Raw genomic sequence first — 25,973 nt, 5'->3', positions numbered from 1 at the left:
GCCCTCATCCATCGTGACGCATACTTGAGCGCTGACGCGCACGGTTTTGCTGGTCGAGTCTTTCGACGGCTTCGCGGAGCTGCCGGTCAAGATCTGTACCCGGTGCGATGCCACCATGTAGGGTGATGTTATATTCTGGCTTGCTCTGGTCTACGTAGGTCTTCCCGGCAGGAACCGGCACCGGGTGATACCACTGAGAATCGCCAAATAACGGCGTTGGTCTGATAGTGGACTCTTTACCCGATCCCGTTGCGGCATTGGCTTTTGCGGCTTTCTGGTCAAGGTCGCTCGACTCTTTATTGATTACCCCGAGCTTCTCCAGTAACCAGTTAACGCCTCCGCGTAATTTGTCGAAACTTTTTAGCGGTAACATCAGCGCGTCGGCCAGCAGTTTACCGAACATCACCCCCGCATTTTTGCATCTGTCGAGCGTCTCCTGCGTGGCCTTAACCGGCGCTATCAGGTCTTTAAACCACTGCCAGACGCCGCGCAATTTATCCATGAAAGAATCAAACACCGGCGCAAGCGGGGCAAATATTTCCGCCACCGGCGCAAACGCCGATTTTAATCCCTCTACCACCCCCGAGAAGAATGCGCTGATGGGCTCCCAGTATTTACGTATCAGGAGCGCCCCGGCCACAAATGCCGCAACCACGGCTACAACCGGCCACGTAATAGCACCGAGCACAGAGACAATGGCAGTACCCATTGCGGCGAGCGTTGTACCAAGAAAACTTGCGGCCGTAATAATCGCATTTATCCCGGTGATAACAGGCCATGCAATCAGGCCAATCCCGCCGAGCACACCAATCAGCGCCAGCCCACCGGCGACAAGGCTAAACAGGGTTTGTGTCAGTTGAGGGTTAGCTTTCGCCCAGGCTGAAACCTTACCAAGCCACTCAGTCGCGGAAACCGTCAGGCGGCGCAGTGCTGAGTTTTCTTTGTCGAATACCTCAATCTGCAGGTCTTCCCATGCTGACTGCAGGTTTTTCAGATCGCCGTCGAGGTTGTCCGTCTGAATTTTCGCAATGAGCTCGGTCGTGCCTTTCGAATCACGGATTGTCTGGCGTTTCTTGTCGAGTGAGCCATCACCGGCGGCGGCGACCAGCTTGATCGCACCCTTCATGGCTTCCTCGCCGAAAATCACTTTCAGATATTCGCCCTGCTCTGCGGTGCCGAGCTTATTTTTCTCAAAGGATTTGTGGATCGCTTTGAGGATTTTCTCGACCGGCAGCATGTTCCCTTTTGAGTCTCGGGTTTTCACGCCTAATTCTGAAATAGCCTCAACAGCCTTACCCATAGGCGCCTGCAGGCGGTTGAAAATGGCGCTTGCACCGGTCCCGGCCATCGAGCCCTTAATCCCGTTATCAGCCAGAATGCCGAGCATGGCGGTTGTATCTTCAATACTCGCCCCTGCAGCCTCCGCGATAGGCGCGACATACTTCATCGCCTCACCCAGCTCGACGAGGCCGGTGTTTGATGACGTAAAGCCTTTCGTCATCACATCCGCGACGCGTTCAATTTCAGTGGTCGGCAGGTTAAATGCCGACTGCATGTTGGTAATAATGTCGGCGGCTTCTGCGATATCCACGTCGGCCGCGAGGCTCAGGTTTACGGTCGACCCGGTCGCAGCCAGCACGTCATCAGCGTTATAGCCCGAGCGTGCGAGCGTGGTCTGCGTGCGCGCAACATCACCCGGCGAAAAGGCCGTAGTCGCACCGATATCACGCGCCTGTTGACGAATGGCCGCGAGCTTATCGTCGCCCTTATCGAGTCCGAGGATCGCTTGCGTGCCTGACATCTGCTTATCAAAACCGATACCCGGCGCAATAAAGCGCGACGCACCATAAAGCCCGGCGGTCGCTACCCCGACGCCTACCATCCCGGCATTACGTGCACCGGCGGCGAGCTTTTGCCCGGATTCATAGCGACTTTTTACTGCACTGAGTCTTGTCTGTTGCTGACTGACGCGCGCCAGTGCATCACGTTGCCGGTTTAGCTGTGCGGTCGTCTCACTGATGCTGGTTTTCAAGCGGCGCTCATCCGCCGATAGCGTGCGGGTATTAATACCGGCCTGCGCGAGCTCGGTGCGCTGTCGCTGTACCGACTGCCTGAGGCTGCTGTATTTGAGCTGCAGGTCAGCGGCGGATTTCTTTGCCGCCTCCATCGCGCGCGCCTGCGCAGTTGTAGGGTTCTGCGTGTTTTTAAACTGGACGGCCAGCGCTGCGGCTTCCTGTTTAGCCTTGTTTAGCGACTGGCCGGTCACGGCAAGCTGTGCGCTCGCTTTCCTGAATCCGTCAATTCGGGACGCCTGCGCATTCAGATCGCGCAGGCTGTTTTGAGAAGTGCGGATATCGCCAGCAAGGGATTTACTGGCAGTCTGGATAGCTTTGAGCGGTCGGCTTGCCCGGTCAACTGCGTTAAGCAGCACCTCAAGTCTGACGTTATTGCTCATAGTGGTTTCCGCTTCGCTGCAGCGCCTTGTCGCGCCATGTGATGAGCTCGGTCACGCTCAGTGAATAAAGTTCTGATGGCGGCCAGTGAAAAATCACCGCGATATCCGCCATCAGGTCATCGACCGAAAGGTTATCCGGGAATGTCAGCGAGCCGAAGATGGTGACAAAAAACCAACCACCTTACCGGCGAACAAAATCAGGTCTGACGCTTCCAGACGCATGACCTCATGCTCGGTGAGCGCCGGGTACGTCATACGCGGCAGCACTTTAATCAGTGCGTCAACGTCAGAGTTTGCCAGCGAGGCCAGACTCACACCGCGCAGGGTTCCCGCGTTGGGTTTTGTAACGGTCACCTGTTCGATTTTCTGCTCACCGCGCATGACGGGGTTATCGAGGATCACAATGTTTGAGTTTTCGGTTTCGTTGATTTCGTTGATGTTTTCCATGATGTTGCTCTCGTCAAAGTTAAGTGACCGGCCAGCCTGACTGACCGGTTAAGGGGTTACAGGCCAATCGCCTTACGGTGTTCCGCCAGACGGTCAACACCGTCGACTTTCATCACCATGTTGATGACGTCAATCTCGATGACCTCTTTGCCGTCAATTGTGAGCTGGTAATACGAGCACTCGGTCGCGATTTTGGTCGTACCGCTCTCGCCCTGCTTGTTTTCGCCGCCGTCGTATTCTTTGTGACGGCCACGCATGACCACCTCAACGGCAGAGATTGCGCCGGTGTCATCGCGCTGGAATGAGCCGGTGAAGCGCAGCGGCACACTATCCGCACCCGGTGACGCGTACTGCGCCCACAGCTCGACGTCAGGCAGACCGCCGAGCGTCCACTCAAGCGACAGCGCGTCGTCATCGAGACCGAGGTCAATCGACACCGAGCCCGGCATCCCGCCACCACGGTATTTCTCAAGCTTACGGGTCAGCTTTGGCAGGGTGACGGATTCAACGACGCCCATGTAGCTGAGGCCGTCGTTAAACATATTCAGGTATTTCAGTTTGCGTGGTAACGCCATGCTCTGAGCTCCTTAGCTGTTGACCGAGTCTGACAGGTTCGCCAGATAGGTATCGGTGATGCGCTGGCGCAGGGTCAGGTTTTCCAGCGGCGGAACGGGGGTGTAGTCGTAATCGATATACAGTTTCCCGGCTTTCAGGCTTTCCACGCTGTTTGACTCCGGGTCGTACCAGCATGAGCCGTCGACGATATAGCCGTTGTTTTTCAGCTCGCGGAATTTCGCATTGATACCGGCGACAATATCGCGGATGAGCGTTGCCGAAACGGGTTTATCAATCGCCCAGGCGTGCGCCTCCGCCATCGTGTCGGCCAGTACCTGCGCCGTGCGGGTGTAGTTTTCAAACAGAAATAACGGGTCATCTGAGCAGGTACGGTTACAGAAGTAACGGTATGCATCCAGTTTCGAGAAATCAGCGGTCTGACGCTCGACACCATTCGCGGTGTCAGCATTGCTGGCAATCGTGCCGGTGACATCGATCCCGACTTTCTCCTCGGTCAGTTCGCCCACCGTCACCATGTTGATGAGCTTCAGGAATGAAGACGACTGCTGGATTTTATCAAACAGGGTTTGAGTGACTGACGGCTCTACGTTGAATTTCTTGTTGAGGTCAGCCACCTCAACGCCGTTCAGCTCGGCGATACGGCTCATGTACTGATTGAACTTAAAGCGGGTTTCTTTACGCATTGTTTTTCTTTTCCTTCAGGGGGCGGAGTTTTCAGCAGTCAGTCAGCGTGGTCGTCACGACATCGCCGCCGGTGCTCAGCTTGCGGCGCGGCTGAGTGATGCTTTCAGTTTTATCCAGCGTGGTTTTGATGGTGCTGAGTTGCTTCGTGGTGGTGGTGGCCTGCTCAGCCAGCGCTTTTTTGACGTCAGCGAGCTCGGATTCAATCTGGCTGAATCGGGTCTCAGCATTTTCGTCGCTGGTCTGCACTCGCTCGGCAATGGTCGTCACAGCTTCACGCACGTCACTGAATCGGGCGTCGTCGCTTGACTGTTTACGGCTGAAAATGCTTTTTACGGTGTCCGTGACTTTGGTCAGCAGCGTTTCCGGCTGGTCTTCAAATTCCAGCTCGGCGAGAGTCGCCACGCTAAACAGGTCATCCGGCTGTTCTTTTTTACCGGCGGCGCAGAATTGCAGGTATTCAGTCCCGAGGCTTGCCGGGTCATCCGTCACAGCCAGACCGATAAGATGGCACTTGCCGGTATTGGCAAAATTCGGGCGAATTTCCATGGAGGTATACACTTTCTGGCCTTTTGCCAGCATGGCGAGCAGGTTGTCGAGCGGTGCGATTTTGCCGTACAGCGCCAGCTTGCCGTTGAGTGCTGAATCATCGTCAATCACTTCGGCTTTCAGCTCAATGACATCGCCATAGCGACAAAACGGCGTATCGGGCACAACGCTGCGGATATGCTCCAGATTGATACGGCAACCGTAAACGCGCGGGTCAAAGCCGTCTGCCATTTCCTGAATATCCTGCGCGCTGATATCGCGACCGTCGCAGGTGTCACCCTCTACGCCGATGCGAAACCATTTAGAGATTTTCTTTGCCATTTTTCAGGTGTCCTGATGTTGGGTTTTTGGGTCGGGGTTAGTTTCCCGACTCTGTGCCGTATCAGCCACCGCTTACGATCCGATTAGATCTGACACAACAGGCACTTAGCGCTAACCCGCACCCATTTCCTTAGCCTTGCCCCGTGACATCAAAACGAGGTAAGCATGACAATTTCAACTGACCTTTCACTGTTAAATGACCCGCGACGACAGGCGCGGCTGTTGTACTGGCAGGGGTTCGCCGTGCCGCAAATCTGCGACATGCTGCAGCTCAAGCGCCCGACCGTGCAGAGCTGGAAACAGCGTGATGAATGGGAGGAAACTGCGCCGATTAATCGGGTAGAAATGACGTTAGAGGCTCGACTCATTCAGCTTTACGCAAAGCCAGACCTGACACCGCATGACTTTAAAGTCGCTGATTTCCTGTCGCGCCAGATGGAGCGCCTCGCGCGCGTCAACCGTTACGCTCAGACCGGTAACGAAGTGGATTTAAACCCCAAAATTGCCAGCCGCAACAAAGGGGATCGCAAAAAGCCGAAACGCAATTATTTCAGCGACGAGGCAATCGAGAAGCTCGAAGAGATTTTTCTCGACCAGTCATTCGAGTATCAGCTCGAATGGTGGCGCGCCGGGCTTGCCCACCGTATCCGCCACATTCTCAAATCCCGCCAGATTGGCGCGACGTTTTATTTTGCGCGTGAAGCGTTACTTCAGGCACTCAAAACCGGCCACAACCAGATATTTCTTTCGGCCAGTAAAACGCAGGCTTACGTGTTCCGTAAGTACATCATCGCCTTTGCCCGACAGGTTGACGTCGAGCTCACCGGCGATCCGATTGTGCTCGGCAATAACGGTGCTGAGCTCATGTTTCTCGGTACTAATGCCAACACGGCGCAGAGTCATAACGGCGATTTGTACGTTGATGAAATTTTCTGGATCCCCAACTTCCAGAAATTAAAGCGGGTCGCCGGGGGGATGTCTTCTCAGGAGCATTTACGCACTACCTACTTTTCGACCCCATCGTCGCTGGCGCATGGTGCTTATCCGTTCTGGTCTGGCGAGCAGTTCAACCGTGGCCGCTCGGACGCCAGCGAACGCGTCGACATCGATATCAGTCACGCCGCGCTCGCGAAAGGCGTTGCCTGCCCGGATGGACAGTGGCGGCAGATTGTCACCATTGAGGACGCGCTCGCTAAAGGGTGCACGCTGTTCAACATCGATACGCTGAAGCGCGAAAACAGCGTCGATGAGTTCCGCAATCTGTTCATGTGCGAATTTGTCGATGACAAAGCGTCGGTATTCCCGTTCGAGGAATTACAGCGCTGCATGGTGGATAGCCTCGAAGTCTGGGACGACTACGCGCCATTCGCTGACCGGCCATTTGGTCATCGCCCGGTATGGGTCGGCTATGACCCGTCATTACGCGGTGATAGTGCCGGTTGCGTGGTAATCGCGCCGCCGGTCGTCGCCGGGGGTAAATTCCGCATCCTTGAGCGCCATCAGTGGAAAGGCATGGACTTTGCTCAGCAGGCCGAGTCCATTCGCGAGCTCACGCAGAAATACAACGTTGAGTACATCGGTATCGATGCGACTGGTCTCGGTCAGGGCGTATTCCAGCTTGTGCGCTCTTTCTACCCGGCAGCACGTGAAATTCGTTACACACCGGAAATGAAAACCGCAATGGTGCTCAAAGCGAAGGACACAATCGGCCGCGGGTGCCTTGAGTACGACGTCAGCGCGACCGATCTCACGCAGTCGTTTATGTCGATTCGTAAAACCATGACCAGCAGCGGGCGCAGTGCGACCTATGAAGCCAGCCGCACAGAGGAAGCCAGCCACGCAGACCTCGCATGGGCGACCATGCACGTATTGATTAACGAACCGCTTACCGCCGCCAGCGGGCAGCAGTCATCCAGTATTATGGAGTGGAATTAATGAGCAAGAAACGCAACAAGCGCCAGCCGCAACAAAGCACACGCAAGCACACCGCCGAGCCAGCTCAGAGCATGGAAGCATTCACGTTTGGCGAGCCGACGCCGGTACTCGACCGCCGCGACATTCTCGATTATGTCGAGTGCATCGATAACGGCCAGTGGTACGAGCCGCCGGTAAGTTTCTCAGGGCTTGCGAAAAGTATGCGCGCCGCCGTACACCACAGCTCACCGATTTACGTTAAGCGTAATATTCTGGTGTCGACCTATATTCCGCACCCGCTGTTATCACGTCAGGACTTCAGCCGCTTTGCGCTCGATTATCTGGTATTTGGTAACGCCTTTTTAGAAGAGCGTCGAAGCGTCACCGGCAAACCGCTAAAGTGCGAAACCTCCCCGGCCAAGTACACCCGACGCGGGGTGGATGATGATACTTACTGGTACATTCAGAGCTACACGCAGCCGCACCAGTACGCGACAGGCTCCGTCTTCCACCTGCTTGAGCCGGATATCAATCAGGAGCTCTACGGGATGCCGGAATACCTGAGCGCACTCAATTCCGCCTGGCTGAATGAATCCGCCACGCTGTTTCGCCGTAAGTATTACCAGAACGGGGCGCACGCCGGTTACATCATGTATGTGACTGACGCCGCGCAGAGTAGCACCGACGTCGAGGCGCTCCGCAAGGCGATGCGTGACTCGAAAGGGCTCGGCAACTTTAAGAATCTGTTTTTTTACGCGCCAAACGGAAAGGCCGACGGCATTAAAATCGTGCCGCTGAGTGAGGTCGCCACGAAGGATGATTTTTTTAACATTAAAAAAGTCAGTGCCGCTGACCTGCTTGACGCCCACCGCATCCCGTTCCAGTTGATGGGTGGCAAGCCTGAAAACGTCGGGTCAGTGGGGGATGTTGAGAAGGTGGCAAAGGTCTTTGTTCGGAATGAGCTAATCCCGCTACAGGCGCGATTCATGGAGCTGAACGAGTGGGCCGGTCAGGAGATTATCCGTTTCGACAAATACTCCCTCGAAGACAACGAATAAACCGTAATCAGCCGCCCTGACAGGCGGCTTTTTAATACCCACCATCACACGCTCTCAGAGCGACGACACGCCGTTGCAATCGACAACCTCCCAACGACTCACCCGACACCATTACAACGCGATAGCGAGCCGCTGAGACGCGAGAAAAATAAATAAATAACCCGGCTCAGCGCGCAATGCTTTCCCCGCCTCGCCTGCGCGCTTAACGGGTCGCTTTTAATGCAGGTGCATCAGGAGACCCGAGCCGCGCCAGCACTGGTGCTGGCTGGCAAATGCTGGAATATAAAACGAATGCAAACTCATGCACCTGATGCATGCGTCGCTAAAAAAACAGAAAAACACCCGAAAAATTAAATAAAAAGCCGGTAATTATGGTGCCGGTTTCGGTCGGGTTTTACCCTGATTACTGGCCGCGCAATGCGCCTATAACACTATTGAGGCTCATGCTGGCAACAATCAGCAGAAAAATCGTCGTCCACGGATTTTCATAAATGAGAGATAACATATTGATATAGTTATTTATTTGTGCATTCTAATGTGGTTTAACAGGCTTTTTATAACGACCGTAAGCTCATCTTTACTGGCTTGCTCGACCATTTTTGCGGTATAGCTTTCCACCTCGCGTGAGCTCAGGTCGTTATTTAAGGCCATTACAGTCAGTTTCTTGACCCAATCTGCAAATGGGTCTATTGATGAAAGGGAATTACACATGTCCAAAAACCTCGAGTTATTTAACCAGCAGACGGCGGAAATCTTTGCAGTTCTATGGGATAACTTCCCGGTGCCACAGGTCATTACCTACGAAAAATTTAACGCTGCGCTACCTGATGACTACTTTGACCAACTTAACTCACCAGAAATGAAAGCACTGAATCAATTACGTAGTGTGGTTGAGGGTACATTCACTTTTCTTAATGAAAATGGCTACATCTTGTACGGAACAGACCACCAGACCTATTTCCATGATGTGCGCCTCACTGAGAAAGCTCTCGCTGTGCTCAACATAAAACCCGAAGCACTTGGTGGTAATGAAACGATGGGCGATAAAATTATCAGTGCGGTGAAAGACGGGACACCGGGAGTTATTGCCGGTGCGGTGACGAACTTGCTGACTCTCGGCGTTAACTTGATAACAAGCTAACATCTCGCGCATCTCCTAGCTCTACCTCATCAGTTTTTAAGAAGATTGCACTTCAGTTGGTGCAAGATAAAATGCCTTTTAACTTAAAATATGTTATTTTTTCAAGATGTTCCAAACCCTGAATGAAGAAAATGAAGCATACAAAAGCCGAGATAGTTAAAGTAAATGGTGAATTCTCTCTGAGCTTACTTAGCTTTGATATAGTTCACATTAAGAAAACATTAGAGCATAAAAGAAGCATTAACTATTACTGGAACACTAAAACAAAAGAGGTTATTTGTGGTTCAGGCTCACTGCGGAATCATCATGACATCCCATCTGTAGCTCATTTATTTCATTACAAAAAAAGAGCTTGCGATCTTAGCCGTGAAGAAATCCAACTAGGCGACTCTGTATGCGTATTATTCAATACAACTGCCGCACTTTTCCTTTTCGGTTCAATTGTTGGTATCGATAAATTAAAAAAAGGCACTTATTTTCACATATTGCCTCATGACAAAAACTTCCCTTTCCAGCTTAATCAAGTCATCAAAGTAAAGCACCAGAAAAATAACATTTATCTTTTAAAAGATGGCAAAAATGAACGCTACGAGTATATGGCAACAAAAAACATGGCTTTTGCGAAATATCAATACCAAGTTGATTTTGCTGAAATCGTAATATCATATATTAACAGCACACAACTTATAATAAATTATGCGTCTGATAAGAATAAAACAATAAACGAAAAAACCATCTTAGAATGCCATAAGGCTCTTTTTGCACATATTTATGATTGGGCTGGAAAATACAGAAACCACCCTGTTGTAGTTGGCGATAAAGAACGTCCAACCATGGAACATGACGAGGTAAAAAAATCATTAAAAGCCAGTCTCAGAGCCTGTACAAAAAAAGAACTTGAAAAAATAAGTTCAAAAGAGCAACTGGTTAATAAATTAACAACCCTTCACGCAGAACTTGCATGGATTCATCCTTTTCAAGATGGTAATGGCCGCTCAATACGACTATTTCTTCAAATAGTAGCAGCTACTATGGGTTATGAATTTGATATGGAGAAGTTAGATGGAAATATTAAGAATAAACGGGCATATCATTATGCTGTCAGGCGTGCAATACATAATAGCAAAGGGAATTTGATTGCCCTTATTTCAAGGGCAATCAAAGAACTTTAAGCCGCAGCAACCCGTGTCAAGAATCGAGCTGCCTGAGACATTTTAGACCATGAAGTATTGGTAATATTATTACCTTCCAGAGAAAACGAAGCACGCAGGGAACGATTAACACTTTGCTCAAGCCTTGAACGACGTACAGGCTTAGCAGCTGCGTGCTCGCCTCTTACTTGTATCGTGATAACCTTTTTGCTCATTTTAGTCTCTCTAGTCTTTAAGAACATCATAACTCACTCGGCAATGATAGTTTTTCTCATCTACAAACTTCACAGCCGGATGGCGATTCTACGCCTGATTGCTCACATCTACAACACTTACTTCATACACTGTTCGGCTTACCAGCCATCACACAACCGCTCAGAAACTCACTACTACAAGAGTTCTTTAGTTATCTTCAACTATATACCACCCCCACTCATCTACAACCGGATATGCAAATTTTTTATTGCCATAAATCACCGTTGCCCCACGCGCCAGCACGTCGAGCACCCACCGTTCCGGGGTAATGCCCTCCTGAGCTAAATCGAAACGAATTCTTGCGACGCGATCCCTTTCGGGCTTTGTCATCCTAGCTGATGGCGCTTGCTCGCTGGTTTTGAGCGGTGCATTGCTTCTTTGCTGCCGATGTTTGCGCGGTGCGCCAGCTTTTAACGCCCCGTTAAGCACTTTCACGACGTCTGGCTCATTCCAGCCGATAACCCCGCGCTCAATCAGATTTAACACCGCTGCGGCATGCTCAGACGGTGTGGGGATCATAACTGGATCGCCACCGCCGGTGAGCTTTCCACAGTTATTGACAGGACTCCGAGGCGCGGCAGAGCCGCTTTTTAAAATCAAAGGCTCAACGGCCAAAACCTTTGGAACGATGCGCCATTCGGCTGTACGGGTAACATGGACACGGTGAGCCCCGAGGTGTGGGGCATAAATACCGACCACTCTCTCGATATCTTCCTCATATTCGTTGACCTCATCCGTCACCTTACGCGCGACCCTAACGGCCTGAGCGTCACGCTTAACGTTTGCCCCTCCCTGCGCGATGATGTACCGCTCAAAGTCTCCCTCATCTGCAGCAGCTCGCGCGGCCTCGACCCTGTCGTCAAATTCACTGGCAATACTTACGCCACGCGGCAGCTTGCGCAGTTCGCGGTAAGCGCCCATTGTCGGGAGGCCAATTGGTTTAAACTGCGGGATGCGCCATGTAGACGCCCATGCGGTAACGGCGGCGGCCGTATCTTTAAGAGGTTTGCCGGTGTCGTGATCGAGCTGGCCGTCGAGCGCATAGCCGTCGATATTTTTGGCAATGTATTTAGCGATATAACCCGCCGCGCCGCCCTGATTAAGATGACGTGACTCAAAGCGCTGTTTTGCTGCGCCCTTTTCGTTTCCGTCCTCTTTAAGGGCGTAATGACGCATAATTTCATTAATGGCTTTACGCTGACCGGGTTTGCAAAACAGCATCATGTGCCAATGTGGCGTGCCGTCGTGATGTGGCTCGACAACACGCATCCCGTACACTTCCAAATCGTTATCCTTGAAAGCGGTACGCATAAGGCTCCAGATTCGGCACAGGTAGCGCTGGCCGTCTTTTGGCGTGAATGCGCTTTCGTTCCAGCCGTGATTAAGCTGTACCGTTTTGTTTTCGCCTTTACCGACCTGTCTGGTCGGATGATATTTCGAGGGTGTGGTCAGGGTGATAAACATCCCTACATCACCGGCGCTGGCCGCGTAGCGCTCAATCCCGGCGATAGTGTTCATCAGTTCCATACGACGTATTTCAGGGTTAGAGATACTCCCCATGACCTTGCTGATGAGGTCGATACGTTCGCCGGTGACTTTGTTTTCCAGCTCGCAGGATTTCAGGTATTCGAGATTAGCCAGGCGGCGCGCGTGAACTTCGCGGATCGCCATTTTGCTGGCATAGGGCGAACGGTCTTTGTTGACCTCACCGGCAGCGATGAGCAGCGCCTCGCGCCAGCGCATACGCTGCGCTTTAAGCTGGTTAACCCACCACTCATCTTTTATCAGACGGGAAATTGCGGAAAACGCCATACGGATCGTCATTTGACCCTTACGGTATTTTTTCCAGTACATCGGGGTGATGTTAAAAGCTCGTGCGACACCGGCCACCTGACCGTATATGTGTGCCTGAGCCTCATCGGTAAAAAGGGATTCTTTACCGCCAAAAGCCTCAGCCCATTCGTCGCTGAGTTCCTCGTATTTGCTCCAAAGTTGTGAGGCAATACGGGAAGCAAATTTTTTGAGCTCTTTGTCGCTCATATCCGCCAGATGTGCATATACGTCACGCTCTGACAGAAAGCCGGGAGAGACGGATTCATTTATCCCGCTCAGCTCGTTAACCCGCTCAAGACGCGGCAGCAGCTTGCGCTCAAACGTGTTTTTGAGGAAATAAAGCCCACCCAAAGGGCTCTTTGTGCGACGTACAAAGTTATAACGCGCGGTAAACAGCGTTTGCAGGAAAAACGGCAGGCGGTCAATCCGGTTTAAAACACCTTGCACCTGACGGAGTTCGGCACGTGTAAGGGGTCTGTCGCGGCCTACGGCCTCGCGGGATTTGTTCCAAGGATAAGCACCGACGAAATTCTCACCGGTGCTTTTTGGTAGCGGGGGTGGTGGCGAGGGGGCAACGCGCCCCCGGTTCTCAGCGGCCATTTGCTGTGAATGCTTCCACACATTTTTGACCTATCTGCTCGACCTGCTTCTCTAACTCTGAAAACTGGCAAGCTTCGCCGGTTAAAATGTTATGCAGCACCAGACCGGAAACGAGCTTGCCGATTGTTGGATAATAGCCAACAGCATCGAGCCACTCTTTACCGGCATTTTTTCCAGACTTAGCGATTTTCTTTTCCTGCAAAATAAACTGAAATTGGTCACTGGTAATTACGAATTTATTATCAATGGCGATATTAATGCTCATATATTCCCTTATTAATTTATTGCTGATTCAAAATTGAATTGTGAAGTTTTTCGGATTCCTGCCCCAACAGCTCGATGATTTCCGTGCGGTTCATTTCAGACTTGCAAATGTGCGCTATCAGAGAATCAAGCGCAGACGCTAACCGGGTCGCGGTGACTAGCTGCGCCTCGACGGCGGCCTGCGCTAACAGGGCTTTCATATCGTTGCGAGGTACTGATATTTCTTTATTCATTTACCCGGCTCCAGACAAAAAGATGTCCCACGCATTCAAGCGCGTAAAAAGGTGTTCTATTTAATTAATGTAAATATTGCTCAGGCTTAACCGAGGTTAAAATAGTTGGGGCATATTCAAACAAGCTGAATAATTCACGTAGCGCTCGGAATAATTGCTCCCGCCAATAACATGAATCTTCATTAACGCGCCAGTAAGGCTGATTAAACTCTTTCTCAGTTAATCCGGCATGAAGAAATAAAGTACGGCGCTGGCTTACTGTCAGATAACTTATATACGTCGATTCACTGGCTCCGACCTGACGACGTTTAGAAAACGCACCGCGCAGCTCGTCAATCGCGCAGGCCAGACGCTCGCGATCCACATCGTTCATTTCTTCAAAACGCATGGTCGCGTGACGCTGTTTAAGCTGAGCATGAAAACAGACCGTCAGGCGGTCGCGTTCCATCATCTGATTATAAAAATCGCAGGAGTCCTGCCAGCGTGGTTCTGCAAGATGCTTGCCGATAACTACGCGCAGCGCTGCAGGTTGTTTCTGTACTAAATCAAGAGTCATCACAGCCATTTTGACACCTCTCTGATTTTCATGATGCGCTTAACAACGACGGCCAAAATTCCAGGCTTACGGGTGCGGATGATGATGCCTTTGCGCCCCCGGCCGTGGGTGATCGTGAAATTAATCGGGGTCCGGCTCTCGTTACGAAGTAACTGTGCGATACAACGAGGTTCTTTCATTTCATCGTTCCTTAAGCTGTCTCACCTAACCCTAGCCACATCAGCCAACCATCACGGATCTCTTTCGGTCTGCTTTCAAACGCCAGTTGCATACCTTTGTTCCATGCCGGTAGGTAAATCCAATACTCTCCTGCGCGGCCTGATGTTGATTGAGGGTCTGTCATTTCAACAACTGGCAACTTGCCTTTCTCAATCATTCCTTTTACAGCGGCAGGAGTTTTACCGATGAGTCTTGCAAACTCCTGCACCGGTACGGCATCTGTATTACTTACAAGCTGTCTGTTCATCTGATAGGATTCTCCTTTAGTGCAACTAATTGCTCTTAATGGGCTTTAATTGCTCTTATCGCGTAACTCAATAGGGTTTTAATATCCCTTTCGGGACAATATTCTTCCATAGGAGTAACTATGTCAACCCCAGTGCATGAGAAGTTGAAACTGATTCGAGAGTCCGAGCGGCTAAACAAAAGGCAATTCAGCGAGTTAACAGGCCTCGCATATAGTTCATTAGCAGGCTATGAGGCAGGCGATAAAAAACCAGGTGTTGAGCAAATTATGAAAGTCCTTCAACACCCGAGATTCTCTAAGTACACGATGTGGTTTATGACAGATCAGATTTTTCCTGAGTCCGGACAGATTGCTCCGGTTCTCGCACACTTTGGGCAAGCCGAAACAACCTCGCAGCACTCAGACCAAAAGATTGGCTAACACTTTACCGACATTACATGCTCATAAAATGCATGTTACTGGTCGAAAAATATTCAAAACATATCGATTCAAAATGTAACGGAATTAAACAAAACGTAAATCGGAGGGTTTCATGAGTATCAAGAAACTCGATGATGGTCGTTATGAAGTGGACATCAGACCTGCCGGGCGCAATGGAAAGCGCATCCGCAGGAAGTTCGACAAGAAAAGCGAGGCCATCGCTTTTGAGAAACATACCCAATACAACCACCACAATAAGGATTGGTTAGCTAAACCGACAGATAAGCGGCATCTGTCTGAATTGACTAAAGTCTGGTGGGATTTGAAAGGTAAGCATGAGGATCACGGCAAGTCTAATCTAGGGAAGATTGAGATATTCATAAAGATTACCGACGACCCTTGCGCGTTCCAAATTACTAAATCTGTGATAAGCCAATACACAGCAGCACGCAGGTCACAAGGCATTAAGCCCTCAAGCATTAACCGTGACTTAACCTGTCTTAGCGGTATGTTTACAGCCCTTATTGATGCTGAATTATTCTTTGGCGAGCACCCGTTCCGGGGCATGAAAAGGCTGAAAGAAGATAAACCCGAAACGGGATATCTTACACAGGATGAGATCGCCCTTCTGCTTTCGAAACTGGAAGGTGACAATAAAAAAATCGCAATCTTATGCCTAAGCACCGGGGCAAGATGGAGCGAAGCGGCGCGGCTCAAAGCAGAAAATGTTATTCACAACCGCTGCACTTTTGTCAAAACCAAAACAAACAAGCCCCGCACCGTCCCCGTCTCGGATGAGGTTGCAGGGTTAGTTACTGGAAACAAGCGAGGGTTCTTATTCCCGGATGCCAATTACCCGGCTTTTAGGCGGCTTATGAAGGAGTTAAAACCTGATTTACCTGCAGGTCAGGCAACCCACGCATTACGGCATAGTTTCGCTACGCACTTCATGATTAATGGTGGGAGTATTATCACATTGCAAAGGATACTTGGGCATTCTCGCATAGAACAAACGATGGTCTATGCGCACTTTGCACCAGAATATTTGCAAGACGCGATTACACTGAATCCATTACGTGGGGGAACTGGCGAGAGTGTCCACACAGTGACCACAGTGTAGTGGTTTATAGTGGCTTTTAGTGGTCTTGTGTGCCGCGCAAACCCGCATTGCACCGCTAAAAGCCCCTGTTGTAAGGGAGGTAAATCTCCCTTACGCGGGCTTATTTTTTGCCGCATTCAGTCCACTTATTAAAAATCAAATTGCGTAGACCCACCAATTGAAGGGTGTTGATTCGTGATAGCGTCTGCTGGAAGATCTTTTCGAGAATCGGGCAGGTATACGACATTCATCACAACTTTTAATGGATCTGGCGGGATGGCGCATTATTCGGATTATTCCCAATTCCGGTCTACAACATGCCCTTTACTCTTGATTTCTTGACGATATACGATTTCACATGGATGGAGAGACGACATGACATTTCCTGGTCAGATTTCAAAGGATTTTCCGGATTATGAACTCGCACGTAGTCTGGGTCTTGCCTCCGGCGGGGATATAAATTTCACCGCCCTTGCCAATCAGTTGGACTGTAGCCGTAACTTTAGCCAGGTTGGGATCATCTACTCAGACGGTGCGCGTCAGTGGTTAGTAAGACCCTCAAGGCGGATTGCGACACCAAACGAAAGCTCGGTAAGCCATGTCGTCATCACTAAAGTAAATGCCTCATCAAATAATCCCATCCAGGCAACGACGACGACGATTCAGTCACCGTCATTAGCGACTGAAATAGGTTCTACGGCGATTTCTTGCGGAGCCGCCATTCTTACTGTCGTCCTTGCTGCAGGCGCAGGTATGGCCATTCCTCTCACCGCAGGTTCTTCCGGTGCTGTTGCCGCTGTGATTGTCGCAGGCGGTGTAGCAACAGGAATTCAGTGTGCAAACGGGCTTGGCCGCTTGTCACTTATTGCCATGAATCATAATGACTATGTTGCCTGGATGGACTCCCAGGAGTGGTATACCGCAACCAATACTGCTCTGGATGCAATTTCACTTGCCGGGGCAGCTGCAGGTCTAAAAAGCGCTGTATTAACCTACCGCCTTCTTAATCGCTCGACGTCTGAAAGTTTACTCTCGTTATTACAAAAAATGAGCCGAGCGGACCGCACGCGGTTAACGGAGGAGATCATTCGTATCCGAAATCCCGGGATCTCGAATTCAGGGGTTAAGGCGGCAATGAAAGCTGGGGTTTACCCTAAACGTTATCCATCGGAAGCGCTGCAGTTGCTCTTACAGCGAGAGCTGTTGAATGCTATTTCAAACTCCTCAGCATTTGTTGGAAGTGCTCTCTCGGGTACAATCCGGAATCCTCAGAATATTACACAATCTGGTAAATACGTTTTTGGTCTGATTCAGTCTTTTTCATTTACAGGAAGTTATTGACCCGGACATGATAAATTACATCAAGAAGAGCCTTGCATTAAGTACTGTGATAACAGGTGAAATGGCGACTGACGATTGTCAACGGCTTGAATCATTGAAAGATCGCTTAAAAGATCAGCACGGTGTTCCTGTGGGTGTACATATGACTGGCATACCCTTAGCAATAAGTACCTTACTCAGTATTTTTTGCTACGCTATGCTACAAGTTTCTGTCTGGATGTTGCTATTTCGCTTGATCGGCTTACCTGAATTTCAAGTAATGATGGGTGTATTCCTTGGAGCAGTGGTGTATTGCATGGTTGTGATGTGCACGATGTTTTTAACTGCAAGAGGGTCATTGACGGGATTTAAACTGCATATTTCTGTCATTACACTGACTGGCTTGATGAGCATCGTTTATTTTATCTGGACGTGGATTTCGCTTTTATTCAGCTCTGCAGAGAATTACACACCGCAAATAACTTCATTATTAGGGTTGGGATTTTTCTGCTTGAATATCGTGTGGATGAATACATCGGTCTTTTACCGTTCAATTGCGCTAACGCTACATAATCGGGTGTGGCGTAAGCAGTTGAAAATTGAGAACAGGAACATGACAGGGCTCAAACGTTGACAGCAAGAGTCAATTGAGAGACTGGCCTATAAAAGGTAAACGCCTCAAAGGGGGATACCCCCCTTTCCGCAGCCATATTTTTGTCTTTCATCCTGTTCTTACCCGCTTTTTCCCTCTCTGCTATACACTCTTACTAACGCTAAAAAAGGGAGCAGCGAGGATGGCAACCTATCCAGACAGTTTATTGATTCTCAATGGCAAAAGTGCAGGCAACGATCCGTTGCGTCAGGCGATTATGGGTTTGCGTGACGACGGTGCACGTATCCACGTGCGCGTGACGTGGGAAAAAGGCGACGCGGCACGCTATATCAATGAAGCCCTCGGGCTTGGCGTTGAGACCATCATTTCCGGCGGCGGCGATGGCACCATCAATGAGATCGCCTCTGCGCTTATCGACCTGCCACCGGCAGATCGCCCGGTGATGGGCATATTACCGCTCGGCACCGCCAATGATTTTGCCACCAGCGCCGGGATCCCGGAAGATTTAGAGAAGGCGCTTCAGCTGGCGATCCTTGGCAAAGCCACCGCCGTGGATATCGCCCAGGTGAATGACAAAACCTGCTTTATCAATATGGCGACGGGTGGATTCGGCACGCGCATTACCAGCGAAACGCCGGAAAAACTGAAGGCGGCGCTGGGCGGCGTGTCGTACCTGATCCACGGATTGATGCGTATGGACACCCTCAAGCCGGACCGATGCGAAATTCGCGGTGAGGCTTTTCAGTGGCAGGGTGACGCGCTGGTAATTGGGATTGGCAACGGACGTCAGGCAGGCGGCGGACAGCAGCTCTGCCCGGAGGCGCTGATTAACGATGGTCAGCTACAGCTGCGCATTTTCACCGGCGACGGTCTGCTGCCCGCGCTGTTTACCACGCTGACGCAGCCGGAAGAGAGCCCGAATATCATTGACGGTAAATCGGCGTGGTTCGAGGTGAATGCGCCGCACGGGATGACGTTTAACCTCGACGGAGAGCCGCTGAGCGGGACGCAGTTCCGCATTGAGGTATTACCCGGCGCGCTGCAGTGCAGGCTGCCGCCGGACTGTGTGCTTTTGCGCTGATGTTTCACACGGTGCGCGATGATGTCCTCACCCCAACCCTCTCCCACAGGGAGAGGGAGATGGAGACGTCAGGCAATTGTGACTTTACTGTCCAGATAGACGTCCTGAACCGCATTGATCAGCTTCACGCCGTCGGCCATTGATTTCTTGAACGCCTTACGGCCAAGGATCAGCCCCATGCCGCCCGCGCGTTTGTTGATAACTGCCGTACGCACCGCGTCTGACAGGTCAGTATCGCCGCCCGCCGCGCCGCCGGAGTTAATCAGCCCTGCACGGCCCATATAGCAGTTCGCCAGCTGGTAGCGCACCAGGTCGATCGGGTTATCGCTGGTCAGCTTGCTGTAAACGCGATCGTCGGTGTAGCCAAAGTTCACCGCTTTATAGCCACCGTTATTCTCCGCCATTTTCTGCTTCACGATGTCCGCGCCGATGGTGGCCGCCAGATGGTTCGCCTGGCCGGTCAGGTCGGCGGAGACGTGATAATCCACCCCGTCTTTTTTGAACGCCGAGTTACGCAGGTACGCCCACAGCACGGTCACCATACCCAGCTCGTGCGCGCGCTCAAACGCTGCGGAGATCTCTTCAATCTGACGACGGGACTGTTCAGAGCCGAAGTAAATCGTCGCCCCGACGGCCACCGCCCCCATGTTGAACGCCTGCTCGACGCTGGCGTAGAGGGTCTGGTCATACTCGGTGGGGTAGCTGAGAGTTTCGTTGTGATTCAGCTTCACGAGGAACGGAATGCGGTGGGCATAGCGACGCGAAACCGAAGCCAGCACGCCGTAGGTGGAGGCTACACAGTTACAGCCCGCTTCAATCGCCAGCTCAACAATGTTCTTCGGATCGAAGTAAAGCGGGTTCGCCGCGAAAGAGGCACCCGCCGAGTGCTCAACGCCCTGGTCCACCGGCAGAATAGAGAGATACCCGGTGCCGCCGAGTCGCCCGGTGTTGTAGAGGGTCTGCATGTTTCGCAGAACCGCAGGCGGACGGTTGTTGTCCACCATCACGCGGTCAACGTAGTCGTGACCAGGCAGATACAACTGGTCGGCTGGAATGGTCATACAACGATGCTGTAAAAGGCTGTCGGCGTCTTTGCCAAGCAACTGCGCAATATCAGTCATGTGATACTCCCGTAAATCCGACGTCGTGTCGGTGTGTGTTTATCCAGTCCCATCTTTTATGGGCAGACTAAGCCTGGTACCGACTTAACAGATTTTCCACCATATGCATTTTTTTTCAGCACAATCTGCTGGCTCGATTCGTGTACAACAAAACTGTTACATTGATCAAACAATCGCCACAAAGGTATTTAAAAGGTATTATTGAGTGGTATGTTAAAGGCGTACCTTATCTGACATGCAGGATTAAATAATGAAAACGAAAGTCCAACTGTCATTCATGATGTTTGTTGAATGGTTTATCTGGGGCGCGTGGTTTGTGCCATTGTGGCTGTGGCTGAGCAAAAGCGGGTTTACCGCCGGGGAAATTGGCTGGTCTTACGCCTGTACCGCGATTGCCGCGATCCTCTCTCCTATCCTGGTCGGCTCGCTTACGGACCGTTTCTTCGCCGCGCAGAAAGTACTGTCGGTGCTGATGTTCGCCGGCGCGATCCTGATGTACTTCGCCGCGCAGCAAACCCAGTTCAGCACCTTCTTCCCGCTGCTGCTGGTCTATTCCCTGACCTATATGCCGACCATCGCGCTGACCAATAGCATTGCCTTCGCGAACGTGGACGACGTTGAGGCTGATTTCCCGCGTATCCGCGTGATGGGCACCATCGGCTGGATCGCCTCGGGGCTGGCGTGCGGGTTCCTGCCACAGATGCTCGGCTACAGCGATATTTCCGATACCAATATTCCGCTGCTGATGACCGCAGCCAGCTCCGCCCTGCTCGGCGTCTTTGCCCTGTTCCTGCCGAACACGCCGCCGAAAAGTACCGGCAAGCTGGATTTCAAAGTGATGCTGGGGCTGGATGCGCTGGTCCTGCTGCGCGACAAAAACTTCCTGGTGTTCTTCTTCTGCTCGTTCCTGTTCGCCATGCCGCTGGCCTTCTACTACATCTTCGCCAACGGCTATCTCACCGAAGTGGGGATGAAAAACGCCACCGGCTGGATGACGCTCGGCCAGTTCTCTGAAATCTTCTTTATGCTCGCCCTGCCATTCTTTACCAAACGCTTTGGTATTAAGAAGGTCTTACTGCTGGGTCTGATCACGGCCGCCATCCGCTACGGCTTCTTCGTTTACGGCGGTGCGGAGCAGTACTTCACCTACGCCCTGCTGTTCCTCGGCATCCTGCTGCACGGCGTGAGCTATGACTTCTACTACGTGACCGCGTACATCTACGTGGATAAAAAAGCGCCGGTGCACATGCGCACCGCCGCGCAAGGCCTGATTACGCTGTGCTGTCAGGGGTTTGGTAGCCTGCTGGGTTATCGCCTGGGCGGCGTGATGATGGAAAAAATGTTCGCTTACAAAGAGCCGGTGAATGGGCTGACCTTCAACTGGGCCGGAATGTGGACATTTGGTGCAGTCATGATTGCCGTGATTGCCGTGCTGTTTATGCTGTTTTTCCGCGAATCGGATAAAGAGATCACCGCAATTGAGGTGGTTGATGGCGATACCGCGCTGACACAAGGGGAAGTTAAATGAAACAAGACCGTATTCTCGGGGCCCTTTACGGCCAGGCGTTAGGGGATGCGATGGGCATGCCGTCGGAGCTGTGGCCGAGAAAGCGCGTCAAGGCGCACTTCGGCTGGATCGACCGCTTTTTACCCGGCCCGGCAGAGAATAACGCGGCCTGCTATTTCAAACAGGCAGAATTCACCGATGACACCTCGATGGCGCTGTGCCTGGCCGATGCGATCATCGAGTGCGACGGGGAGATTAACGCGGACGTTATCGGCAAGCACATCCTGAACTGGGCGCTCGACTTCGACGCGTTTAACAAGAACGTGCTCGGCCCGACCTCGAAAATCGCGCTTAACGCGATTCGTGACGGGAAGCCGGTCAGCGAGCTGGACAACAACGGCGTGACTAACGGGGCGGCGATGCGCGCCTCCCCGCTGGGCTGCCTGCTCCCGGCGACGCGGCTGGAGCACTTTGTGGATCAGGTTGCGCAGGCCTCCAGCCCGACGCATAAATCGGATCTCGCCATTGCCGGCGCGGTGGTGATTGCCTGGGCGGTTTCCCGCGCCATCGACGGGGAACGCTGGCAGAACATCGTCGATGCCCTGCCGGGGATCGCCCGCTATGCGCAGGAGGCGAAAACCACCACCTTCAGCGCGTCGCTCGCGGCACGCATTGAGCTGGCGCTTAAGACCGTGCGGGACGCCAACGGCATCGACTCCGCCAGCGAGCAGATTTATCAGCTCACTGGCGCAGGTACCAGCACCATTGAGTCCGTTCCGGCAGCCATCGCGATGGTTGAGCTGGCGGGAACCGACCCGAACCGCTGCGCCATTTTATGCGCCAATCTGGGTGGCGATACCGACACCATTGGCGCGATGGCGACGGCCATCTGCGGCGCGCTCCACGGCGTGCAGGCCATTGACCCGGCGCTCAAAGCCGAACTCGACGCCGTTAATCAGCTCGATTTCGGTCACTACTGTGAAAAACTGCTGCACTTCAGGGAGCAAAGGGAGGGGGTATGAATTCTTTTGCCCAACGTCTCGACACCCTGCACGCCACGCGCCCGGTGACGGTGCTGGGCGCAGCGGTGATTGACGTCATCGCCGACGCCTACGCCCTGCCCTGGCGCGGGTGTGATATCGAGCTTAAACAGCAGGGGGTGAATATCGGCGGCTGCGCGCTGAATATCGCCATCGCCCTGAAACGGCTCGGCATTGCGGCGCAAAACGCCCTTCCCGTCGGCCACGGCGTGTGGGCGGATATTATCCGTAACGCAATGGCGAAGCAGGATCTGCACAGCGCCGTGGAGGCTGAAACCGGCGACAACGGCTGGTGTCTGGCGCTGGTGGAGCCTGACGGCGAGCGCACCTTTATGTCCTTTAGCGGCGTCGAGAACCAGTGGCAGCAGCGCTGGCTTGACGAGCTAAACGTCCCGCAAAATAGCCTGGTTTATCTCTCCGGCTACCAGTTGGCCTCGCCGTGCGGCGAGCTGCTGACGGGCTGGCTTGAAGGGCTGGAGGACGTGACGGCGCTTATCGATTTCGGCCCACGCATCGCGGATATCCCCGACGCGCTGATGGCGCGGATTATGGCCTGCAGGCCGATCGTGTCGCTTAATCGTCAGGAAGCGGAGCTCGCTGCTGAAAGGCTGGGCGTTGAGGCTGAAAACCTGGGCGAGGAGTGGCAGCAGCGCTTCGGCGCCGCGCTGATTGTGCGGCATGATAAAGACGGGGCTGCCTGGTATGATGGCGACGCATCGGGCGTTGTTCCGGCGTTTCCCGCCACGGTAGTGGACACCATTGGCGCTGGCGACAGCCACGCGGGCGGCACGCTTGCCGGGCTGGCGGCGGGATGGTCGCTGGCGGACGCCGTTCTGCTGGGGAATGCCGTGGCGTCCTGGGTGGTGAGCCATCGCGGCGGCGACTGCGCGCCCACTCGTGAGGAATTACTCCTCGCACACAAAGACGTATAGGTCGCTGCGACAGTAGCTGATGCTGTACTCAATCGGCCGGTGCTGCTGGTCAAGCGCAACCTGCTTGATCACCAGCACCGGTATTTTTTCGTCCATCTTAATGTGCGCCTGAAACTCACTGTCCGGCATGCGGGCGCTGACCCGTGAACGGGTGCGCTGCGGGAAGATATTCTGACTGCGGAAGTAGTCGTACAGCGAAATCCCTATCGCATCCGGTTCGGGAATGAGCCCAACCGGCACCCAGGACTCTTCAATCGACACCGCATCGTCATCCACATAGCGAATACGCTTCAGCAAAAAGACGTCGCTGTTCGGCTCCAGCGACAGGTGGCCCGCCACCTCTTCCGGGCATTTCACCACGCGTTTATTGACCCACAGCGTATTAGGCGTTTTACCGCGCAGCACCACCTGCTGAGAGAACCCGCGCGCTTCCTTGAGCGAGTATTCGAAGATGTTGTTAATTTGCGTGCCGTAACCCCGGGCACGCGTGACAACGCCCTCGGCTTCCAGCGCCTGCATCGCTTTGCGCACGGTGATACGCGACACGCCGGTTAACTGGCTCAGATCGCGCTCGCCGGGCAAAATGTTCCCGTGCTCCAGCACGCCGCTGCGCACCGCGTTTTTTACCGTTTCGGCAAATTTCAGGTACAGCGGCGTGTTGTCAGGCGCGGCGATCCGTTCAGTCAGTTGAGCGATTAACCGGGTATGCGCTTGTTCCATCTCTGTTTTCTCAGGCGTGGTGTTTCCTGCCAGTATACTGGGTTACCACCACGCATGAAAATGATGAACCGGCCCAATACCGTGACCGACTTCCAGAGTATCGGCTTTTGCCAGCGCCGCCGAGAGCCAGATTTTCGCTTCTCGCACCGTATCAGCCCAGCCGTCATGCCGCGGGCGCAGCGCCGCCAGCGCGGCGGAGAGAGTGCACCCCGTGCCGTGGGTGTTTTTGGTCTGTACGCGCGGAGCCGTAAAACGTTGCTCGCCTTCGCGGGTAAAGAGCCAGTCCGGGCTTTCAGCGTCATCCAGATGACCGCCTTTCATCAGCACCGCGCCGCAGCCCATCGCCAGCAGCGCATACCCCTGCTCTTTCATTTCGCGTTCAGTTTGCGCGTGCGACGTGCCTAACAGCGCGGCGGCTTCCGGCAGATTGGGCGTGATGAGCGCCACCTGCGGCAGCAGCTTATTGCACAGCGTCTCAACGGCGGAGGCGGAGAGCAGCGGATCGCCGCTTTTTGCCAGCATGACGGTATCCAGCACCACGTTTTGTACCTGATAGCGTTTAAGCCGCTCGGCCACCGCCTCCACAATATCCGTCTCGGCCAGCATGCCGATCTTGGTGGTATCAATCCGCACGTCGCTGAACACCGAATCCAGCTGCGCGGCAACAAAATCCGGCTCGATACGGTAGACCGACTGCACGCCGCGCGTGTTTTGCGCCACCAGCGCGGTAATCACCGAGCAGCCATACGCGCCAAGGGCCGAGAAAGTTTTCAGATCGGCCTGGATGCCCGCGCCGCCGCTGGGGTCGGTACCGGCAATGGTCAGGGCGTTAATCCGCTTCACGCCTGTTCCTCCAGCGTATAGAGCGCATCCAGGAAGGCGCTGGCAAAACTGCCCGGGCCACGCGACTGCGCAGCGGCGACCGTTCCGGCCCGCTTCATCCATCCGCAGGCGGCAGCAATGTTATCCAGCCGGTCCCCCGGCAGCGAGCTGCTCGCCGCCACAACGGCAGAAAGCGCGCACCCGGTGCCCACTACGCGCGTCATTAACGGGTCTCCGCCCGTTACCGTTCGGGTCCGTTCTCCGTCAGTGATGTAGTCCACCTCGCCGGTGACCACCACAATGGCATGGGTCTGGCGGGCCAACGCCTGAGCGGCAGGCAACGCGCTGGCGGCGGTGTCGGTGGTATCAACGCCGCGCCCACCCGCGCTCATTCCGGCCAGAGCCAGGATTTCGGAGGCGTTGCCGCGAATGGTGGTCGGGTTCAGGGCCAAAATTTGATGGCAAAAACGGGTGCGGAACGTCAGGGCACCCACCGCAACCGGGTCCAGCGTCCAGGGTTTGCCTGCCGCCACCGCGCTTTCAATCGCCCGACGCATCGACTGGGCGCGCGGTGCGGTCAGCGTGCCGACGTTGATTAACAGCGCATCGGCTATCGCGGCAAACTGTTCGGCCTCTTCGGCCTCAATCACCATCGCCGGGGATGCGCCAAGGGCCAGCAAAACGTTGGCTGTAAAGGTCTGTACGACATCGTTGGTCATACAATGAGTCAGCGGAGAACGGGTGCGGAAGTGGTGTAAAACGTGTAAATCGAGCAGGTCAGGCTGCATGGGTTCGCTC

Annotated in this window: 29 protein-coding genes; 12 read left to right on the top strand and 17 right to left on the bottom strand. The window is 53.2% G+C overall.

The features are described from left to right. Window positions 1-4: 4 nt before the first annotated feature. Genes IM294_RS18280 through IM294_RS18255 form a run of 6 tightly spaced genes read right to left on the bottom strand, consistent with a single transcriptional unit; the run spans window position 5 to window position 5,029 of the window. Window positions 5-2,455 carry a phage tail tape measure protein gene (locus IM294_RS18280; RefSeq protein WP_182410583.1) on the bottom strand — a complete coding sequence of 817 codons (2,451 nt, stop codon included), beginning with the start codon at window positions 2,453-2,455 and terminating at the stop codon, window positions 5-7. Continuing rightward, window positions 2,445-2,567: a GpE family phage tail protein gene (locus IM294_RS18275; RefSeq protein WP_072126441.1), complete on the bottom strand. Its 123-nt coding sequence runs from the start codon at window positions 2,565-2,567 to the stop codon at window positions 2,445-2,447. The genes IM294_RS18280 and IM294_RS18275 overlap by 11 nt, the downstream gene beginning before the upstream one ends. 32 nt (window positions 2,568-2,599) lie before the next feature. After that, a complete protein-coding gene (locus tag IM294_RS18270; RefSeq protein ID WP_032609371.1) occupies window positions 2,600-2,902 on the bottom strand; it encodes a phage tail assembly protein in 303 nt (100 codons plus the stop codon). Window positions 2,903-2,958: 56 nt separating this feature from the next. Continuing rightward, a complete protein-coding gene (locus tag IM294_RS18265) occupies window positions 2,959-3,477 on the bottom strand; it encodes a phage major tail tube protein (RefSeq protein ID WP_050737056.1) in 519 nt (172 codons plus the stop codon). A 12-nt stretch (window positions 3,478-3,489) separates the two neighbouring features. Continuing rightward, window positions 3,490-4,161: a P2 family phage major capsid protein gene (locus tag IM294_RS18260; protein WP_193360375.1), complete on the bottom strand. Its 672-nt coding sequence runs from the start codon at window positions 4,159-4,161 to the stop codon at window positions 3,490-3,492. A gap of 31 nt (window positions 4,162-4,192) precedes the next feature. Next, complete coding sequence (locus IM294_RS18255) at window positions 4,193-5,029, bottom strand: GPO family capsid scaffolding protein (protein ID WP_050737073.1); 837 nt, start codon at window positions 5,027-5,029, stop codon at window positions 4,193-4,195. Between the two features lie 165 nt (window positions 5,030-5,194). Here IM294_RS18255 and IM294_RS18250 point away from each other — a divergent pair, with 165 nt between their 5' ends. Next, window positions 5,195-6,964, top strand: a complete 1,770-nt coding sequence (locus tag IM294_RS18250; RefSeq protein ID WP_182410592.1) for a terminase ATPase subunit family protein — start codon at window positions 5,195-5,197, stop codon at window positions 6,962-6,964. Continuing rightward, complete coding sequence (locus tag IM294_RS18245) at window positions 6,964-8,001, top strand: phage portal protein (RefSeq protein WP_050737075.1); 1,038 nt, start codon at window positions 6,964-6,966, stop codon at window positions 7,999-8,001. Before IM294_RS18250 ends, IM294_RS18245 begins: the two co-directional genes overlap by 1 nt. A gap of 519 nt (window positions 8,002-8,520) precedes the next feature. Here the strand turns inward: IM294_RS18245 and IM294_RS22270 are convergent. After that, on the bottom strand, window positions 8,521-8,712 hold the full coding sequence (locus tag IM294_RS22270; protein ID WP_339327531.1) for a hypothetical protein: 192 nt from the start codon (window positions 8,710-8,712) through the stop codon (window positions 8,521-8,523). Here IM294_RS22270 and IM294_RS18240 point away from each other — a divergent pair. Both IM294_RS18240 and IM294_RS18235 read left to right on the top strand, forming a co-directional pair. Continuing rightward, window positions 8,711-9,142 carry a hypothetical protein gene (locus IM294_RS18240; protein WP_171854451.1) on the top strand — a complete coding sequence of 144 codons (432 nt, stop codon included), beginning with the start codon at window positions 8,711-8,713 and terminating at the stop codon, window positions 9,140-9,142. The genes IM294_RS22270 and IM294_RS18240 overlap by 2 nt on opposite strands. A 131-nt stretch (window positions 9,143-9,273) precedes the next feature. Next, window positions 9,274-10,314, top strand: a complete 1,041-nt coding sequence (locus tag IM294_RS18235; protein ID WP_171854450.1) for a Fic family protein — start codon at window positions 9,274-9,276, stop codon at window positions 10,312-10,314. 381 nt (window positions 10,315-10,695) lie between these two features. On the opposite strand, the gene IM294_RS18230 is transcribed toward IM294_RS18235, so the two are convergent. From IM294_RS18230 to IM294_RS18205, 6 genes are all read right to left on the bottom strand, one after another. Then, window positions 10,696-12,981, bottom strand: coding sequence for a replication endonuclease (locus IM294_RS18230; protein ID WP_182410593.1), 2,286 nt, complete (start codon window positions 12,979-12,981; stop codon window positions 10,696-10,698). Further along, a complete protein-coding gene (locus IM294_RS18225; protein ID WP_182410594.1) occupies window positions 12,971-13,246 on the bottom strand; it encodes a DUF5405 family protein in 276 nt (91 codons plus the stop codon). The genes IM294_RS18230 and IM294_RS18225 overlap by 11 nt, the downstream gene beginning before the upstream one ends. A gap of 16 nt (window positions 13,247-13,262) precedes the next feature. Beyond that, window positions 13,263-13,478: a DUF2732 family protein gene (locus IM294_RS18220; RefSeq protein WP_182410595.1), complete on the bottom strand. Its 216-nt coding sequence runs from the start codon at window positions 13,476-13,478 to the stop codon at window positions 13,263-13,265. A gap of 64 nt (window positions 13,479-13,542) precedes the next feature. Next, window positions 13,543-14,043: a hypothetical protein gene (locus IM294_RS18215; protein WP_047634736.1), complete on the bottom strand. Its 501-nt coding sequence runs from the start codon at window positions 14,041-14,043 to the stop codon at window positions 13,543-13,545. Further along, window positions 14,034-14,213 carry a hypothetical protein gene (locus IM294_RS18210; RefSeq protein WP_182410596.1) on the bottom strand — a complete coding sequence of 60 codons (180 nt, stop codon included), beginning with the start codon at window positions 14,211-14,213 and terminating at the stop codon, window positions 14,034-14,036. The genes IM294_RS18215 and IM294_RS18210 overlap by 10 nt, the downstream gene beginning before the upstream one ends. 11 nt (window positions 14,214-14,224) lie before the next feature. Further along, on the bottom strand, window positions 14,225-14,500 hold the full coding sequence (locus tag IM294_RS18205; RefSeq protein WP_182410597.1) for a regulatory phage cox family protein: 276 nt from the start codon (window positions 14,498-14,500) through the stop codon (window positions 14,225-14,227). A gap of 120 nt (window positions 14,501-14,620) precedes the next feature. On the opposite strand from IM294_RS18205, the gene IM294_RS18200 reads away from it, so the two are divergent. From IM294_RS18200 to yegS, 5 genes are all read left to right on the top strand, one after another. Then, complete coding sequence (locus IM294_RS18200; RefSeq protein WP_182410598.1) at window positions 14,621-14,920, top strand: helix-turn-helix transcriptional regulator; 300 nt, start codon at window positions 14,621-14,623, stop codon at window positions 14,918-14,920. Window positions 14,921-15,032: 112 nt separating this feature from the next. Beyond that, complete coding sequence (locus IM294_RS18195; protein WP_182410599.1) at window positions 15,033-16,040, top strand: tyrosine-type recombinase/integrase; 1,008 nt, start codon at window positions 15,033-15,035, stop codon at window positions 16,038-16,040. Window positions 16,041-16,394: 354 nt separating this feature from the next. Next, entirely contained in the window at window positions 16,395-17,360 is a 966-nt protein-coding gene (locus tag IM294_RS18190) for a hypothetical protein (protein ID WP_060571630.1), read from the top strand. A 61-nt stretch (window positions 17,361-17,421) separates the two neighbouring features. After that, the gene (locus IM294_RS18185; RefSeq protein ID WP_227015684.1) at window positions 17,422-17,973 is read left to right on the top strand and encodes a hypothetical protein; all 552 of its coding nucleotides are present in this window, start codon (window positions 17,422-17,424) and stop codon (window positions 17,971-17,973) included. Between the two features lie 160 nt (window positions 17,974-18,133). After that, window positions 18,134-19,033 (top strand): lipid kinase YegS, encoded by a 900-nt coding sequence (yegS, locus tag IM294_RS18180; protein ID WP_126818230.1) that lies wholly within the window; start codon window positions 18,134-18,136, stop codon window positions 19,031-19,033. Between the two features lie 68 nt (window positions 19,034-19,101). Here yegS and fbaB read toward each other — a convergent pair whose 3' ends face one another. Continuing rightward, window positions 19,102-20,154 carry a class I fructose-bisphosphate aldolase gene (fbaB, locus tag IM294_RS18175; protein ID WP_008500869.1) on the bottom strand — a complete coding sequence of 351 codons (1,053 nt, stop codon included), beginning with the start codon at window positions 20,152-20,154 and terminating at the stop codon, window positions 19,102-19,104. A 250-nt stretch (window positions 20,155-20,404) separates the two neighbouring features. On the opposite strand from fbaB, the gene IM294_RS18170 reads away from it, so the two are divergent. The 3 genes from IM294_RS18170 to IM294_RS18160 are packed head-to-tail and all read left to right on the top strand — an operon-like array spanning window position 20,405 to window position 23,633. After that, a complete protein-coding gene (locus tag IM294_RS18170) occupies window positions 20,405-21,682 on the top strand; it encodes a nucleoside permease (RefSeq protein WP_028013818.1) in 1,278 nt (425 codons plus the stop codon). Beyond that, a complete protein-coding gene (locus tag IM294_RS18165; RefSeq protein WP_041909084.1) occupies window positions 21,679-22,683 on the top strand; it encodes an ADP-ribosylglycohydrolase family protein in 1,005 nt (334 codons plus the stop codon). The genes IM294_RS18170 and IM294_RS18165 overlap by 4 nt, the downstream gene beginning before the upstream one ends. Then, complete coding sequence (locus IM294_RS18160; protein ID WP_059358514.1) at window positions 22,680-23,633, top strand: PfkB family carbohydrate kinase; 954 nt, start codon at window positions 22,680-22,682, stop codon at window positions 23,631-23,633. Before IM294_RS18165 ends, IM294_RS18160 begins: the two co-directional genes overlap by 4 nt. Here IM294_RS18160 and IM294_RS18155 read toward each other — a convergent pair. From IM294_RS18155 to thiM, 3 genes are read right to left on the bottom strand one after another with little or no spacing between them, the layout of a single operon-like run. After that, window positions 23,607-24,353, bottom strand: a complete 747-nt coding sequence (locus IM294_RS18155; RefSeq protein ID WP_028013821.1) for a GntR family transcriptional regulator — start codon at window positions 24,351-24,353, stop codon at window positions 23,607-23,609. The genes IM294_RS18160 and IM294_RS18155 overlap by 27 nt on opposite strands. A 42-nt stretch (window positions 24,354-24,395) precedes the next feature. After that, window positions 24,396-25,196, bottom strand: a complete 801-nt coding sequence (gene thiD / locus IM294_RS18150; protein ID WP_126818229.1) for a bifunctional hydroxymethylpyrimidine kinase/phosphomethylpyrimidine kinase — start codon at window positions 25,194-25,196, stop codon at window positions 24,396-24,398. Beyond that, window positions 25,193-25,963, bottom strand: coding sequence for a hydroxyethylthiazole kinase (gene thiM / locus IM294_RS18145; protein WP_126818228.1), 771 nt, complete (start codon window positions 25,961-25,963; stop codon window positions 25,193-25,195). Before thiM ends, thiD begins: the two co-directional genes overlap by 4 nt. Window positions 25,964-25,973: the final 10 nt, after the last annotated feature.

The organism is Enterobacter cloacae complex sp. P43RS, from assembly GCF_014930585.1.
GTDB lineage: Bacteria > Pseudomonadota > Gammaproteobacteria > Enterobacterales > Enterobacteriaceae > Enterobacter > Enterobacter bugandensis.
The sequence above is the reverse complement of the archived record's forward strand: the minus strand, read 5'-3'. Positions and strand labels throughout refer to the sequence as shown.

Excerpts from the sequence above, each read along its gene's own strand:
- IM294_RS18230 (WP_182410593.1), bottom strand. The coding sequence starts at position 12,981 with ATGGCCGCTGAGAACCGGGGGCGCGTTGCCCCCTCGCCACCACCCCCG.
- IM294_RS18225 (WP_182410594.1), bottom strand. The coding sequence starts at position 13,246 with ATGAGCATTAATATCGCCATTGATAATAAATTCGTAATTACCAGTGAC.
- IM294_RS18195 (WP_182410599.1), top strand. The coding sequence starts at position 15,033 with ATGAGTATCAAGAAACTCGATGATGGTCGTTATGAAGTGGACATCAGA.
- IM294_RS22270 (WP_339327531.1), bottom strand. The coding sequence starts at position 8,712 with ATGTGTAATTCCCTTTCATCAATAGACCCATTTGCAGATTGGGTCAAG.
- fbaB (WP_008500869.1), bottom strand. The coding sequence starts at position 20,154 with ATGACTGATATTGCGCAGTTGCTTGGCAAAGACGCCGACAGCCTTTTA.
- IM294_RS18215 (WP_047634736.1), bottom strand. The coding sequence starts at position 14,043 with ATGGCTGTGATGACTCTTGATTTAGTACAGAAACAACCTGCAGCGCTG.
- IM294_RS18245 (WP_050737075.1), top strand. The coding sequence starts at position 6,964 with ATGAGCAAGAAACGCAACAAGCGCCAGCCGCAACAAAGCACACGCAAG.
- IM294_RS18240 (WP_171854451.1), top strand. The coding sequence starts at position 8,711 with ATGTCCAAAAACCTCGAGTTATTTAACCAGCAGACGGCGGAAATCTTT.
- IM294_RS18190 (WP_060571630.1), top strand. The coding sequence starts at position 16,395 with ATGACATTTCCTGGTCAGATTTCAAAGGATTTTCCGGATTATGAACTC.
- IM294_RS18205 (WP_182410597.1), bottom strand. The coding sequence starts at position 14,500 with ATGAACAGACAGCTTGTAAGTAATACAGATGCCGTACCGGTGCAGGAG.
- IM294_RS18280 (WP_182410583.1), bottom strand. The coding sequence starts at position 2,455 with ATGAGCAATAACGTCAGACTTGAGGTGCTGCTTAACGCAGTTGACCGG.
- IM294_RS18155 (WP_028013821.1), bottom strand. The coding sequence starts at position 24,353 with ATGGAACAAGCGCATACCCGGTTAATCGCTCAACTGACTGAACGGATC.
- IM294_RS18210 (WP_182410596.1), bottom strand. The coding sequence starts at position 14,213 with ATGAAAGAACCTCGTTGTATCGCACAGTTACTTCGTAACGAGAGCCGG.
- IM294_RS18165 (WP_041909084.1), top strand. The coding sequence starts at position 21,679 with ATGAAACAAGACCGTATTCTCGGGGCCCTTTACGGCCAGGCGTTAGGG.
- IM294_RS18170 (WP_028013818.1), top strand. The coding sequence starts at position 20,405 with ATGAAAACGAAAGTCCAACTGTCATTCATGATGTTTGTTGAATGGTTT.
- IM294_RS18220 (WP_182410595.1), bottom strand. The coding sequence starts at position 13,478 with ATGAATAAAGAAATATCAGTACCTCGCAACGATATGAAAGCCCTGTTA.
- IM294_RS18255 (WP_050737073.1), bottom strand. The coding sequence starts at position 5,029 with ATGGCAAAGAAAATCTCTAAATGGTTTCGCATCGGCGTAGAGGGTGAC.
- thiM (WP_126818228.1), bottom strand. The coding sequence starts at position 25,963 with ATGCAGCCTGACCTGCTCGATTTACACGTTTTACACCACTTCCGCACC.
- IM294_RS18250 (WP_182410592.1), top strand. The coding sequence starts at position 5,195 with ATGACAATTTCAACTGACCTTTCACTGTTAAATGACCCGCGACGACAG.
- yegS (WP_126818230.1), top strand. The coding sequence starts at position 18,134 with ATGGCAACCTATCCAGACAGTTTATTGATTCTCAATGGCAAAAGTGCA.
- IM294_RS18275 (WP_072126441.1), bottom strand. The coding sequence starts at position 2,567 with ATGGCGGATATCGCGGTGATTTTTCACTGGCCGCCATCAGAACTTTAT.
- IM294_RS18160 (WP_059358514.1), top strand. The coding sequence starts at position 22,680 with ATGAATTCTTTTGCCCAACGTCTCGACACCCTGCACGCCACGCGCCCG.
- IM294_RS18265 (WP_050737056.1), bottom strand. The coding sequence starts at position 3,477 with ATGGCGTTACCACGCAAACTGAAATACCTGAATATGTTTAACGACGGC.
- IM294_RS18235 (WP_171854450.1), top strand. The coding sequence starts at position 9,274 with ATGAAGCATACAAAAGCCGAGATAGTTAAAGTAAATGGTGAATTCTCT.
- IM294_RS18260 (WP_193360375.1), bottom strand. The coding sequence starts at position 4,161 with ATGCGTAAAGAAACCCGCTTTAAGTTCAATCAGTACATGAGCCGTATC.
- IM294_RS18270 (WP_032609371.1), bottom strand. The coding sequence starts at position 2,902 with ATGGAAAACATCAACGAAATCAACGAAACCGAAAACTCAAACATTGTG.
- IM294_RS18200 (WP_182410598.1), top strand. The coding sequence starts at position 14,621 with ATGTCAACCCCAGTGCATGAGAAGTTGAAACTGATTCGAGAGTCCGAG.
- IM294_RS18185 (WP_227015684.1), top strand. The coding sequence starts at position 17,422 with ATGGCGACTGACGATTGTCAACGGCTTGAATCATTGAAAGATCGCTTA.